The organism is Rhodococcus sp. 06-221-2 (genome assembly GCF_002258365.1).
Taxonomy (GTDB): Bacteria; Actinomycetota; Actinomycetes; order Mycobacteriales; family Mycobacteriaceae; genus Rhodococcoides; species Rhodococcoides fascians.
This window is the reverse complement of sequence record NZ_NOYJ01000012.1, coordinates 111,352-124,811: the sequence shown is the minus strand read 5'-3', so window position 1 is coordinate 124,811 and position 13,460 is coordinate 111,352. Positions and strand designations below refer to the sequence as shown.

Genomic DNA, 13,460 nt, shown 5'->3' with positions numbered 1-13,460 from the left:
GCGCGAGGAACTCGCCGCGTTCCTCGAAGACCTCGAACGTCAGGCCACCAAGTTCGAGGAGATGCGAGATCGCTCGCTGGCCCGCGAACGCGCCAAGGCTGAAGCACGCGCGTCCTGAGTTTCGATCGACTGGTGTGCCCGGTACCGACTTCGGTGCCGGGCACCGCCTTTTCTCCTGAAAGTTCTCCCTTCGTTCCAAAGGCTTGTTTTCCATGACATTGCAGATCGGCTCCCTGGAGTTGCGCAGCCCCGTCGTCCTCGCACCGATGGCAGGCGTCACCAATGTGGCGTTCCGCACGTTGTGCCGCGAGCAGGAACTCGAGCGCGCGGGCAGCACGTCCGGTCTGTACGTCTGCGAGATGGTCACCGCACGTGCTCTCGTCGAACGGCAACCCGCCACGATGCACATGACGACGTTCGGGCCCACCGAAACTCCCCGGTCCTTGCAGCTCTACACGGTCGATCCCGACACCACGTACGCCGCGGCGAAAATGATCGTCGACGACAACCTGGCCGATCACATCGACATGAACTTCGGCTGCCCGGTCCCGAAAGTCACCCGCAAGGGCGGCGGAGCCGCATTGCCGTACAAGCGAAACCTGTTCGGCCGCATCGTCGCTGCCGCGGTCAAGGCCACCGAGGGCACAGACATCCCAGTCACGGTCAAGTTCCGTGTCGGAATCGACGAGAACCATCACACCCATCTCGATGCCGGCCGGATCGCCGCCGACGAGGGTGCAGCGGCCGTGGCGTTGCACGCCCGCACCGCCTCCCAGCGTTACTCCGGCACCGCCGACTGGAACGAGATCGCTCGACTCAAGGAGCACGTCACCGGGATTCCCGTCCTGGGCAACGGCGATATCTTCTCGGCGTCCGACGCCGTCCGCATGATGGCGGAAACCGGATGCGACGGCGTCGTCGTCGGGCGTGGCTGCCTCGGTCGTCCGTGGTTGTTCGCCGAGCTCAGTGCCCGCCTGAACGGGCGGCCGGAGCCGACGCCGCCGACCCTGGGTGAGGTGGCCACGATCATCGCGCGCCATGCCGAGTTGCTCGCGCAGCACCACGGTGAGGGCAAAGGCCTGCGCGAGTTGCGTAAGCACGTGTCCTGGTACCTGCGCGGCTTTCCCGCCGGCTCGGATCTTCGGGTGTCGATGGCATTGGTGTCGACCCTCGCCGAACTGGACGACCTTCTGGCGCAACTGGATCCGACCGTTCCGTTTCCCAAGGACGCCGAGGGTCCCCGCGGCCGGCAGGGCTCGCCCGGTGCAGTGTCGCTGCCCGACGGATGGCTCGACGATCCGGAGGACCTGTGTGTCCCCGCCGGTGCAGATCTGATGCATTCCGGCGGCTGATCGACCCGCTCACCAGGGCCCGTCTCGCACGAAGTGGACCGCGCCGCTCGAGTCAGTACTATGGCTTGGATTGCCGAGTAGACGGCACATGCGTGTGATGGAAGGCCAGGTTCGAATTCGTGGGAGACGATCGAGAGTCGGGCCCGTCTGTGCCCGAGGGTCGCGCCCCATGGGAGCGCCCGCTGTCCTCAATCGGACGAACCGGCGCAGGCGGACGTTCCGGACAACGTCCCCCTCGGTCCGACGACCCCGCCGCACCCGACCCCGCTGGTTCGGAACCCGACGCACCCGACTCCGATTCTCCGCCGAAGCCGGGTGACAGCGGCCGACTCGGTAAACGCTCCCCCCGCAATGCCGACACGGTGTCGGTCGCCGAGCTGGTCGACAAGATGTCTCGTTCGGGAGCGACCCGACGTGATCCCCCCGAACGGCCGGACGTCGAAGAGCCCACCGAGGTCATCTCACCGATCACCGACTCCACTCCCCCGCCGGCTCGGGCGAACCGTCCGATGCCCACCCCGCCGCCGCACGCTGCCCCCGAACCCGTCGGAGCACCCGCCGCCGACCGGCCGGCGCTGACGCGTCTGGCGATGAGCCGGGTACGGCGACGACGACGAATACGCATGATCGGCCGAAGTCTGGTCTCGATCGTCGCCATCCTCGCCGTGGCACTCACCGGAGTGGTGTGGGGCTATCTACGCAACACCGATCAGGGATTCCTCCAAGTCGCCGCGCTCGACCCCGATTCGACCGACGTCGTCGACGCCGCAGGCCAGTACGGAGACGAGACCTACCTGATCGTCGGCACCGATACGCGCGCCGGTGCCAGTGGGCAGGTAGGCGCAGGAACCGTTGCCGATGCCGAGGGATCTCGCTCGGACACCGTCATGCTCGTCAACATTCCGGCCGACCGCAGCCGCGTCGTCGCCGTGTCGTTCCCGCGCGACCTGGACGTGACCCGCCCCGAGTGCGAGCAGTTCGACAACGTCACCAATACCTACACCGGTGAGATGTTCCCGGAGGCGTACGGCGACAAGCTGAACGCCACCTACGCCCTCGGCGGCCCGAAATGCCTGGTCAAGACCATTCAGAAGATCTCAGGACTGCGGATCGGACACTTCGTCGGCATGGACTTCGCCGGGTTCGAGTCCATGGTCGACGAGGTCGGCGGTGTCGAGGTGTGTACCGCGCAGCCTCTCGTCGACTACGAACTCGGAGACGTACTCCCCAACGCCGGTACCCAACGCATCGACGGCCGCACCGCACTGAACTACGTCCGGGCACGCAACATCGAATCGGAGGGCAACGGCGACTACGGCCGCATCAAGCGCCAGCAGCGCTTCCTGTCGTCACTGTTGCGATCGGCGTTGTCGAACAAGGTTCTTCTCGACCCGGGCAAGCTGAACGGATTCGTCAACGCGTTCACCTCCGACACCTTCGTCGAGAACGTCAAGACCCAGGACCTGGTGACGCTCGGCCGTTCGTTGCAGAACGTCGACGCCGGCGCGGTGACCTTCCTGACCATTCCCACCACCGGGACGAACGACTACGGCAACGAGATCCCCAACGAGGACGCGATCGGTGCCATCTTCCAGGCGATCATCGACGACCTGCCCCTGCCCGGCGAAGAACGGGCGGAACCGGTGACGCCGGAACCGACCCCGCCGCCCGCCGCCCCCGACGCCCCGCTGCTGGCCGTCGATCCTGGCACCGTGTCGCTGCAGGTGTCGAACGCATCGGACATCGCGGGAATGGCGCAGACCGCATCCGATCAGCTGGCGACGTACGGGTTCCAGATCCTCACGGTCGGCAACTTCTCCGGCTCCGCCGCTCAGACGGTCGTGCGGTACTCCCAGGATCAGGAAGCCGCTGCGGCGACGGTGGCGTCGGCGATACCCGGCGCTGCGATCGAACTGGCTCCGAGCCTGAACAACGTCGTGGAGGTGGTCCTCGGTTCCAACTACCCGGGCTACACCCAGTACCCGGCCGACGTCGGTGCGCAGATCGACCCCACGCAGGTGGAGGGAACGACCGAAAGTGCACAGTTGCCCGAGGATCTGTCGTTCACCAACGCGGCCGACGACACGTGCGCCTGACTCCATTCATTCCCCGTTAACCCTCGGGACAGAGAACTGGTCGGTGTGACCTACTAAACTGCGCTCATGCGCGTCGCCTACAACGAACAGATGAACGAGCTCGCCGATCTCCTCGGAGAAATGGCGAGCCTGGCTGGTGCGGCCATGGAAAAGGCCACGCAGTCTCTCCTCCAAGCAGACCTGGTTCTCGCCGAGCAGGTCATTTCCGAGCACGACAAGATCACCGAGCTCAGCGCGATCTGCGAGGAGAAGGCATTCACACTTCTTGCGCTGCAGGCTCCGGTCGCGGGCGATCTCCGTTCGGTGGTGGCCGGCATCCAGATCGTCGCCGATATCGACCGGATGGGCGCACTCGCACTCCACGTCGCCAAGATCACCCGTCGCCGGCACCCGAACCACGCCCTCCCCGAGGTCGTCAACGGATACTTCGCCGAGATGGGACGCCTCGCCGTGCAGATCGGTGCCTCGGCCCGCGAGGTGCTCGAGACCCGCGATCCCGAGCGCGCTGCGAAGCTGCAGGAAGAGGACGAGGCGATGGACGACCTGCACCGTCACCTCTTCACGGTGCTGATGGACCGTGAGTGGAGCCACGGCGTCGCCGCCGCAGTGGACGTGACCCTGCTGGGCCGCTTCTACGAACGCTTCGCCGATCACGCCGTCGAGGTCGGCCGCCGAGTCATCTTCCTCGTCACCGGCCAGCTTCCCGCCGACCTCCACCAGCAGAACATTCCCAGCTCGTAGCACCCACTTCGTTCGAGGTCGAGTAGCGCTGCGCGACAACGCTACTCGATCTCGACCCCAGGGCAGGCGCACAAAAAGAACCCCCGTCGAGCTTTCGCTCGGCGGGGGTTCTCTGTGCGGTGTGCGGTTATCCGAAGCGGCCGGAGATGTAGTCCTCGGTGGCCTTCTGCGTCGGATTGGAGAAGATCTTCTCGGTGTCGTCGATCTCGATCAGCTTGCCGGGCTTGCCCGTTGCCTCGAGGTTGAAGAAGCCGGTCTGATCGCTCACGCGCGCGGCCTGCTGCATGTTGTGTGTGACGATCACGATCGTGAAGTCCTGCTTGAGTTCCTGAATCAGGTCCTCGATCGCCAGTGTCGAGATGGGGTCCAGGGCCGAGCACGGCTCGTCCATCAGCAACACGTCGGGAGAGACGGCAATGGCGCGGGCGATGCACAGACGCTGCTGCTGACCACCGGAGAGTCCGCCACCGGGCTTGTCGAGGCGATCCTTGACCTCGGTCCACAGGTTGGCACCCTTGAGCGAGCGCTCGGCGATCTCGTCGAGTTCCTTCTTGCCGCGGCCACCCTGCAGCTTCAGCCCGGCGACGACGTTGTCCTTGATGGACATGGTCGGGAACGGGTTGGGTCGCTGGAAGACCATGCCGATGGTGCGTCGCACACCGACGGGGTCGACACCACTGCCGTAGATGTCCTCGCCGTCGAGCAGCACCGAACCTTCGACGCGAGCGCCGGGCGTGACCTCGTGCATACGGTTGAGCGAACGCAGGACGGTCGACTTACCGCAGCCGGACGGTCCGATGAACGCGGTGACGCTGCGCGGCGGGACTGCCAGAGTGACGTCGGAGACGGCATGGAACTTGCCGTAGTAGATGTTGACGTCCTTGAGATCGAGACGCTTTGCCATGTTCTGATTCCTTAGGATTCTCTGGAGTCGGGTGGGTCAGAAGTTCTTGGGCGAGAAGAACTTCGAGACCAACTTCGCGCCGATGTTGAGTATTGCGACGATCAGGATCAGCGTCAGGGCTGCTCCCCACATGCGCTCCGCGGTGAGCACGCCGGTTCCTGCTTTCTGCAGGTCGACCATCATGAGCGGCAGTGACGTCTGCGGCCCCTCGAAAATATTGAAGTTGATAGCGGTGGCCGAGCCGACCAGGATCAGCACCGGAGCCGTCTCACCCATGACGCGGGCCAGCGCCAGCATGATGCCGGTGACGATGCCGGAAAGCGCGGTGGGGATGACGATCTTGGCGATGGTCTTCCACTTCGGCACGCCCAGTGCGTAGGACGCCTCGCGCAGATCCTGCGGAACGATGCGCAGCATCTCCTCGGCCGACCGCACGATGACCGGAATCATCAGCAGCACGAGGGCGAAGGCAACGGCGACACCGGAGCGCTGGAACCCGAAGGTGGCGATCCACAGCGCGTAGATGAACAGGGCCGCGACGATCGACGGAACACCGGTGAGGATGTCGACCATGAACGTCGTGACCTTGGCCAGTTTGGTCCCTGCGCCGTACTCGACGAGGTAGATGGCGACGAAGATGCCGATCGGGATGGAGATGACGGCGCAGAACAGTCCTTGCAGGAGGGTTCCCACGATCGCGTGGTACGCACCACCGCCGGCGATGAACTGGGTGATTCCGGCCTGCGAGTTCTGCCACCAGGCCGGTGCGACCACAGCGGACAGTCCACGTGAGATCACCGTGTAGAGCACCCAGATCAGTGGTACGAGGGCGACGAGCACCGACAGGCTGACGAGAATCGTCGCCGCGAGGTTCGACGCCTTGCGCCGGGCGCTGACGCCCTGGAACGTGGGCTCCTTGACGGGCTTGTCCATGGTTGCGGTCATGGGTCAGTCCTTCTTTCCGGCGATGGCGGCGCGGGCACCGGCGTTGACGACGAAGGTCAGGACGAACAGCACCAGACCGGCGGCGATGTAGGCACCGGCCTGCAGCGGGTTGTTGAACTCGCCTGCTGCCAGCGCGATCTTGGTCGCGAATGTGGAACCGCCGTCGAACAACGTTCCGCCGAAGGTCGCCTGGGTGCTGCGGATGATGATGTAGAGCGCGATGGTCTCACCGAGTGCGCGTCCGAGACCGAGCATCGAACCGCTGACGAAGCCGGACTTGCCGAACGGAATGACCGTGGTGCGAACAACTTCCCAGCGAGTGGCTCCGAGCGCAAGGGCCGCCTCGACCTGGCCCTTGGGCGTCTGAACGAACACCTCTCGGGTCACGGCGGCAATGATCGGCAGGATCATCACGGCGAGCACGATGCCGCCGGTGAAGATGGTGCCGCCGCCTGCGATCGATACCGAGCCAGTGCTGAACAGCGGGAACCAGCTCAGCGACGAGTTCAGCCATTCGGCGAACGGGCTGATCGCCGGGGCCAGGACGTACAGGCCCCAGAGGCCGAAGACGATCGACGGGACGGCGGCGAGGAGGTCGATGACGTAGCCGAGCGGTCCGGCAACACGCTTGGGTGCGTAGTTCGTCAGGTAGATCGCGATACCGAGCGCGACGGGCATCGCCAGGATCAGAGCGAACAACGACACGGTGACGGTGACCAGAAACAGGTCGAGTACACCGAACACCATTGCCGAGGTGTTCGAGGTGTCCCACGCGCCGTTGTAGGTCAGGAAGTTGACCGTGTTGTTGGACAGTGAGGGAATCGCTCGCCAGAGCAGGAAGATGCCGACCGCAGCGATCAGGGCGATGATGAAGATGCCCGAGCCCTTGGCCAGGCCGGAGAAGATCCTGTCACCGGGACGGGTGACCGTCCCCGATGTTTTCGAGTCTGACAATTGTGGTTCTTCCGGTTCGTGGGCGGCACCTGTGGTAGGCACGGTAGCCGCTGAGGGGATGCCGGTGATCGAGTGGGTGTCGCTCATACCGCTCACTGTCTCGTGTCGATGCAGGGTGGTCCGCCTTCGGCCCGCGTCACCGCGAGCCGAAGGCGAAACCGGGTTTATCGAGGATCAGGCGATCGCTTCGATGGCGGTGACCAGGCGTTCCTTGAATGCGTCGGGCAGCGGCACGTAGCCGGCTTCTTCGAGGCCCTGCTGGCCCTCGTTGGCTGCACTGAGCAGGAAGGACTTGACTGCTGCCGTGGTGTCGGCGTCGTAGCCCTTCGAGCAGACGATCTCGTAGGTCGCGAGGACCAGCGGGTAGGTGTCCGCTGCGTCGCTGGCGTAGAGGCCGTCGATGTCGATGACGAGGTCGTTGCCCTCGCCCTTGAACTTCGCGGCGTCGATTGCCTTGCCTGCGGTCTCGCTGCTCAGCTCGACCGGTCCGTTACCGAAGTCGACGGCGGCCTTGCCCAGCGACTCCTGGTCGGCGAAGCCCTTCTCGACGTAGGTGATGGCACCGGGGGTGGCGGCGACGGCCTGGGCGACGCCCGAGGATCCGTTGGCACCTTCGCCGACGCCGCCGGCCCAATCGGAGCTGTGGTTCAGCGTCCATGCCTCGGGAGCGGATGCCGCGAGGAAGCGCTGGAAGTTGTCGCTGGTGCCCGACGAGTCGGAGCGGTAGACCGGGGTGATCGCGGTCGACGGGAGCGTTGCGCCCTCGTTGAGTGCAGCGATGGCCGGGTCGTTCCAGGTGGTGATCTTGCCGGTGAAGATCTGCGCGATGACGTCGGGGTTCAGCACCAGGTTGTCGACACCGTCGACGTTGTAGGCCACTGCGACCGGGCCGAAGACCAGCGGCAGGTTCCACGCCGGGTTGTTGGCGCAGCGCACGGCGGCCTGTGCGGCCTGGTCGTCCTTGATGGACGAGTCGGAGCCGGCGAAGTCGACGAGGCCAGCGACGAACTGCGTGCGGCCGTTGCCCGAACCACTGGTGGTGTACTCGACGGCCTTGCCCGCGCAGACGCCGGAGTAGATCGAGGTGAAGTTGGACATGGCGTTCTGCTGTGCGGACGAGCCTTCACCGGTCAACGGGGACTTGCCTTCGCACGAAGCCGAGGACTGCGATGCACCGTCCGTGGTGGCGACGTTCGCGTCGCTACCGCATGCGGCCAGCAACATGGCACTGACTGCCACTGCACTCATGAGAGCACCGTTGCGCTTGAGGTTCACCTGTTTCCTCCGAGGAATCTTGGGCCGTGATCGCGGCGCGAACTCGAGGTTCGCGCTGCGACTGTGAAGGTGCCGGCTCAGAAGAACCCTCGCACCAGGCAGCGTAGGTTGCCGCCCAGAGAGAAAGGTAAAGGCAGGTGGTAGACGTTTACCCCCGCGTGGGTGAACGGAAGATGAACACCGTGCTGGAAATGTCCGATTACGCGGTCCGCGCGTACGCGGCGTCGACGTGGTAATTCGCGAACCCGAGCTTGGTGTACGTGTGCACCGCCGCGGTGTTGTCGGCCTCGACGTACAGCATGATCTGGTCCAGTTCGCGACCGCGCAGATAATGCAGCCCGGCCAAGGTCAGTACCCGTCCGAGACCGCGACCCTGCGCCTGCGGATCGATACCGACCACGTACACCTCACCGATGGCCGGGTCGTTGCCCCCAGGGAGTGGAGCCTGCGGAACGACCCGATCCTCGGCCGCGTGAACTTTCGTCCAATGGAATCCGAGCAGGTGGTCGCTGCCTTCCTCGAAGGCCAGGAAGAGACCCGCGGGATCGAACCACGGCTCGTCTCGCCGCGACGCGATGTCGCGGTCGGTCCAGCCGCCCTGCTCGGGATGCCAGGAGAATGCCGCGTTGTTCACCCTCAACAATTCGGCATCGTCCTGGTGCCCGCGATAGGTTCGCAGCGAAATACCTTGCGGTACAACCACATCGGGCAGTTCGGGCTCCGCCGCGGCCCGTCGCATCTGCAGCAGTTCCCGGGCCACCGTCAGCCCGAGCGCCCGCGCGACCGACTGTGCTGCGGGCAGGTTTCCGTGCGCCCAGATCCGCGTGTCGGAGCCGAGATCGAGTGCGCTGCTGACCAATCGCCGACCTATGCCGCGACCGCGATACTCCGGATCGACCACTGCCTCGGCCATACCGTCGGCGACGCCGACGTACCCGACGACTCGATCTGCGTCGGTGGCAACGAATCGAACGACGCCCTCACCCGCGTCGACGGCCTTGACGGCCTGCTCCGAGAGCGGCGCAGTACCGTCGACTTCGGTTGCACGCGAAAGGATCCGGTGAATCTCGTCGCTGACGCGCGAGGACGGTGCGTCGCCGTCGAGGGGGTGGACGTCGAACGCAGTATCCGAATTCATCTACGAGAGCGTACTCTCTTGCTCGAACTCGAAATCCGCATCGTCGGAATCGCCGGCCATGGCGTCCGGAGCCGTACCGCCCTTGGAGTTACGCGACGGACGCACGGCCTTGTAGCCCACGTTCCGCACCGTTCCGATCAGCGACTCGTACTCGGTGCCGAGCTTGGCGCGGAGGCGTCGAACATGGACGTCGACGGTGCGAGTGCCACCGAAGAAGTCGTAGCCCCACACTTCCTGCAGCAACTGGGCGCGGGTGAAGACGCGGCCCGCATGTTGAGCCAGGTACTTCAGCAGCTCGAATTCCTTGTAGGTCAGATCGAGTGGGCGACCGCGCAACCGGGCGGTGTACGTGCCCTCGTCGATGACCAACTCACCGAGCGTGATCTTGCCCGACGTCTCGGGACTCGCAACCCCGCCGCTCCGCCCGACCAACAGACGTAGCCGAGCGTCCAGTTCCGCGGGACCCGTGCCGGGCAGCAGGATGTCGTCGAGCCCCCAGTCGGAATTGACTGCGACCAGGCCGCCTTCGGTCAGGACCGCGACCACGGGGATGGCCGAGCCGGTACTACCGAGCAGCCGACACAGACCGCGAGCAGCAGCCAGATCGGTACGTGCATCCACCAGCGCGATGTCGGCAGAACCTGCTTCGAGGAGAGAAGACACCTCGGTCGGTACCGGCCGGATGTGGTGAGCCAGCAACGCGAGAGACGGGAGTACGCCCTCCGGATTGGGATCGGAGGTCAGTAACAGGAGCTCCACTGCGTCTCCGTTCTTACCGCTGGCCGGTCCAGCCGACGCTGGAATCGAGTGATCGTCAAGGACACAGACTAGCTTGTCCGTACAACCGGTCGAAGCGGGCAGTACGCGATGCTTCGGTCACAATGGACCGGTGCGCACACTTCTCATCGGACTCGTCAGCCTGTTGGCCCTCGCGCTCGTCGTCGATTTCGGGGCCGCGGCCTACTCCGAATATCGCGTCTCGCGCGCCATCCGCGACGGCGGCGAACTCACCTCGGACCCCCAGGTGATCGTGCACGGTTTTCCGTTCCTCACCCAGGCCGCCGACGGCCGCTATCAGAACATCGAGATCCGAGCCCAGGACGTCCCGACCGAATACGTCGGCTCGACGACCATCGAAGCCAATCTGCGCGGCGTCCACATAGCCCTGTCCGACCTGATCGACAACAACGTCCGCGACATCCCGGTGGACGAGCTCGACGGCCGCGTCCGCATCGAGGCAACCGATCTCGGACGGTTCCTCGGCATCGTCGACCTGCAGGTTTCCGCACCTCCGGCCGACAAGTCCGACGGCACGGGCGGCTCCGGCGGGTCGGGCAAGACCACCGCCGGTGGCGTCGTACTGACGGGAACGGTTCCGGTGGGACCGCTGCAGACCACCGTCAGCGTGCAGGCCGACCTTCTGCTCGAAGGTGACAGTGTCGCCATCGTGGCATCGGACTTCTACTTCGGACCGGAGGGGCAGGCCGACTTCACGATTCCCGATTTCGCCAAGCCCACCGTTCTCGGTCTGTTCACCAAGACCATCGAACGCCAGAGCCTGCCGTTCGGACTGCTGCCGACGGACGTATACGCGGAGGGTTCGCAGATCGTCGTGGAAGGGTCGGGAGAGAACGTGAATATCGACCTCAACGAGATCGAAAAGCCGTGACAGGGATCATAGTTCTGGTTGTCGTGGCGGTCCTTGTCGTTGCTGTCGGTCTGATTCTGCGTCGTCGTTCCGGTGCCGTACGCACCATCGCGTCCACCGATTCCGACGACCTTCTCCCGCTGCTCGTCGATGCGGGCGTCACCTCGGGAACTCCGACGATTTTGCACTTCTCGGCGGACTGGTGTGGTCCGTGCGCTGCCGTGCGTCGTGTGGTGCATCAGGTTCTCGCCGACCGCACCGACGCACGCGAAGTCGAACTCGACATCGATGCTCAGCCTGTTCTCGCCCGTGAACTCGGAGTGCTCTCGCTGCCGACGACCTTCGTCCTCGACGGAGAACTGCGTCGGCGTTCGAGAATTGCCGGCGTGCCGTCGGCCGCAGCCCTGCGCGAGGCTCTCGACGCGCTGTAGGGCAAGAGCTACTCAGGTGGGCGGTACGACGCGCCCCTGGTAACGGGTAGGATGCACTTCGTGTTCTCCCGCCGCGAGCTCATGCTCACCAGTCGACGCACGGTTGATCTGTGCCGACTGGGCGGTTGTTGCTGTCGCTGCTGCTGATTTCCGTCTGCCGCCACGCCCATGCGTGATGCCGGCCCGATGATCGAAATCCACATCCGAGCACCGGCGACAAGCCGTGCCCCGGCCTCGCACAGGAGTACCTCTCGATGTCGACATCCGACACCCACACCACCACGATCGACCAGGTCGACGTCCGTGGTCCGCGCTTCGCCGCGTGGATCACCACCGCAGTTCTGGTCGTCGTCCTCCTCGCGAGCACGGTCTCGGTTCCCGCAGCGGCAATCCTGCTGGGGCTCCAGGCGATCGTGTTCGGAATCGGAGCCGTCCGCGGACCCAAGCACAGTCCGTACGGCACGATCTACGCGACATTCGTCGCGCCGCGGCGCTCACCGACCACAGAACGTGAGCCGGTGGCCCCGTTGAAGTTCGCCCAACTGGTGGGCTTCGTGTTCGCCGCCGTCGGAGTCCTCGGATTCGCTCTCGGCGCTCCCGTCGTCGGCACCGTAGCGACAGGCTTCGCGCTCTTCGCGGCGTTTCTCAACGCAGCGTTCGCAGTGTGCCTGGGCTGCATGATCTACCCCCTCGCAGCTCGATTGCGCGGCAACTCGCGCACCGCAGCGTGACAACTACCCCCTGATCCGACAAGAAAGACCGAAAGGAACACCATGGCTCGCTCCGACGTCCTGGTCTCTGCCGACTGGGCCGAGCAGAACCTGAACGCACCGAAGATCGTCTTCGTCGAGGTCGACGAAGACGCCAGCGCCTACGACGGCGGACACATCGAAGGTGCGGTCAAGCTCGACTGGCGCAAGGACCTGCAGGACCCGGTTCGCCGCGACTTCCTCGATCAGGAGCAGTTCTCCGGCTTGCTCTCGGCCAAGGGCATCAGCAACGACGACACCGTCGTGCTCTACGGCGGAAACAACAACTGGTTCGCCGCCTACGCCTACTGGTACTTCAAGCTGTACGGCCACAAGGACGTCAAGCTGATCGACGGCGGCCGCAAGAAGTGGGAACTCGACGGCCGCCCGCTGTCGAAGGACGTCGTCAGCCGGGAGAACACCCAGTACCGCGCCGAGGCACCGGATCTGTCGATCCGCGCGTTCCGCGACGAGGTCATCGACGCCATCGGCAACAAGAACCTGATCGACGTGCGCTCCCCCGACGAGTTCTCCGGCAAGATCCTTGCGCCGGCACACCTCCCGCAGGAGCAGGCTCAGCAGCGTGGCCACGTCCCGTCCGCGATCAACATCCCGTGGAGCACCACCGCCAACGAGGACGGCACGTTCAAGTCCGACGAGGCACTCGAAGAGCTGTACAAGACCAAGGGCTACGACGACAGCAAGGCCACCATCGCCTACTGCCGCATCGGTGAGCGCTCGAGCCACACCTGGTTCGTGCTGAAGGAGCTCCTCGGCAAGGAAGACGTCAAGAACTACGACGGCAGCTGGGTCGAATACGGCTCCCTCGTCGGAGCACCCATCGAATTGGAGGTTCACTGATATGTGTGGAGCACCCGTGCAGGGTCAGACCATCCCCGCAGGCGTCGACGTCGAGAAGGAAACGGTCATCACCGGCCGTGTCCTCGCCGGCGACGGTGAGCCGGTAGCGGGCGCATTCGTCCGTCTCCTCGACGGCACCGGCGAATTCACCGCCGAGGTCGTCGCGTCGGGAACCGGCGATTTCCGCTTCTTCGCTGCCCCCGGACAGTGGACGCTGCGGGCGTTGTCCGCATCGGGCAACGGCGACACCGTCATCACGCCCGAGGGCGCGGGCGTGCACTCGGCCGACGTCACCGTCGGAGTCTGAGTCACCGAACCGATCACATAGAAGAACCCCGCACCTGGCAACCAGGTGCGGGGTTCTTT

General features: G+C 65.0%; 14 protein-coding genes and 1 pseudogene. 9 read left to right on the top strand and 6 right to left on the bottom strand.

The features are described from left to right. The 4 genes and pseudogenes from CH281_RS27235 to phoU form a co-directional block, all read left to right on the top strand. Positions 1-118: pseudogene (locus CH281_RS27235) on the top strand (acyl-ACP desaturase); the annotation flags it as partial. A 94-nt stretch (positions 119-212) separates the two neighbouring features. Next, a complete protein-coding gene (gene dusB, locus CH281_RS07045; protein WP_027495874.1) occupies positions 213-1,352 on the top strand; it encodes a tRNA dihydrouridine synthase DusB in 1,140 nt (379 codons plus the stop codon). Between the two features lie 119 nt (positions 1,353-1,471). Next, on the top strand, positions 1,472-3,448 hold the full coding sequence (locus CH281_RS07040) for an LCP family protein (protein WP_032407648.1): 1,977 nt from the start codon (positions 1,472-1,474) through the stop codon (positions 3,446-3,448). A 66-nt stretch (positions 3,449-3,514) separates the two neighbouring features. Continuing rightward, positions 3,515-4,189, top strand: a complete 675-nt coding sequence (gene phoU, locus CH281_RS07035; protein WP_027495872.1) for a phosphate signaling complex protein PhoU — start codon at positions 3,515-3,517, stop codon at positions 4,187-4,189. A 127-nt stretch (positions 4,190-4,316) separates the two neighbouring features. Here the strand turns inward: phoU and pstB are convergent, their stop codons facing one another. From pstB to CH281_RS07005, 6 genes are all read right to left on the bottom strand, one after another. Then, the gene (pstB, locus tag CH281_RS07030; protein ID WP_027495871.1) at positions 4,317-5,093 is read right to left on the bottom strand and encodes a phosphate ABC transporter ATP-binding protein PstB; all 777 of its coding nucleotides are present in this window, start codon (positions 5,091-5,093) and stop codon (positions 4,317-4,319) included. Between the two features lie 36 nt (positions 5,094-5,129). After that, positions 5,130-6,038, bottom strand: a complete 909-nt coding sequence (pstA, locus tag CH281_RS07025) for a phosphate ABC transporter permease PstA (RefSeq protein ID WP_027495870.1) — start codon at positions 6,036-6,038, stop codon at positions 5,130-5,132. Between the two features lie 3 nt (positions 6,039-6,041). Beyond that, positions 6,042-7,079, bottom strand: a complete 1,038-nt coding sequence (gene pstC / locus CH281_RS07020) for a phosphate ABC transporter permease subunit PstC (protein ID WP_027495869.1) — start codon at positions 7,077-7,079, stop codon at positions 6,042-6,044. Positions 7,080-7,166: 87 nt separating this feature from the next. Then, positions 7,167-8,267, bottom strand: a complete 1,101-nt coding sequence (pstS, locus tag CH281_RS07015) for a phosphate ABC transporter substrate-binding protein PstS (RefSeq protein ID WP_032367500.1) — start codon at positions 8,265-8,267, stop codon at positions 7,167-7,169. A gap of 199 nt (positions 8,268-8,466) precedes the next feature. After that, positions 8,467-9,405 (bottom strand): mycothiol synthase, encoded by a 939-nt coding sequence (mshD, locus tag CH281_RS07010; RefSeq protein WP_032386362.1) that lies wholly within the window; start codon positions 9,403-9,405, stop codon positions 8,467-8,469. After that, complete coding sequence (locus tag CH281_RS07005) at positions 9,406-10,164, bottom strand: winged helix-turn-helix transcriptional regulator (protein ID WP_027495866.1); 759 nt, start codon at positions 10,162-10,164, stop codon at positions 9,406-9,408. It abuts the gene before it with no gap. A gap of 130 nt (positions 10,165-10,294) precedes the next feature. Here CH281_RS07005 and CH281_RS07000 point away from each other — a divergent pair, with 130 nt between their 5' ends. The 5 genes from CH281_RS07000 to CH281_RS06980 all read left to right on the top strand — a co-directional run bounded on the left by CH281_RS07000 (position 10,295) and on the right by CH281_RS06980 (position 13,401). Beyond that, positions 10,295-11,074 (top strand): LmeA family phospholipid-binding protein, encoded by a 780-nt coding sequence (locus CH281_RS07000; protein ID WP_027495865.1) that lies wholly within the window; start codon positions 10,295-10,297, stop codon positions 11,072-11,074. Then, on the top strand, positions 11,071-11,484 hold the full coding sequence (locus tag CH281_RS06995; RefSeq protein WP_094693561.1) for a thioredoxin family protein: 414 nt from the start codon (positions 11,071-11,073) through the stop codon (positions 11,482-11,484). The genes CH281_RS07000 and CH281_RS06995 overlap by 4 nt, the downstream gene beginning before the upstream one ends. Before the next feature lie 254 nt (positions 11,485-11,738). After that, complete coding sequence (locus CH281_RS06990; protein WP_027495863.1) at positions 11,739-12,215, top strand: DUF4395 domain-containing protein; 477 nt, start codon at positions 11,739-11,741, stop codon at positions 12,213-12,215. A gap of 42 nt (positions 12,216-12,257) precedes the next feature. Next, positions 12,258-13,094 carry a sulfurtransferase gene (locus CH281_RS06985; RefSeq protein WP_027495862.1) on the top strand — a complete coding sequence of 279 codons (837 nt, stop codon included), beginning with the start codon at positions 12,258-12,260 and terminating at the stop codon, positions 13,092-13,094. A gap of 1 nt (position 13,095) precedes the next feature. Further along, positions 13,096-13,401, top strand: a complete 306-nt coding sequence (locus CH281_RS06980; RefSeq protein ID WP_008719402.1) for a DUF1416 domain-containing protein — start codon at positions 13,096-13,098, stop codon at positions 13,399-13,401. Positions 13,402-13,460 lie beyond the last annotated feature (59 nt).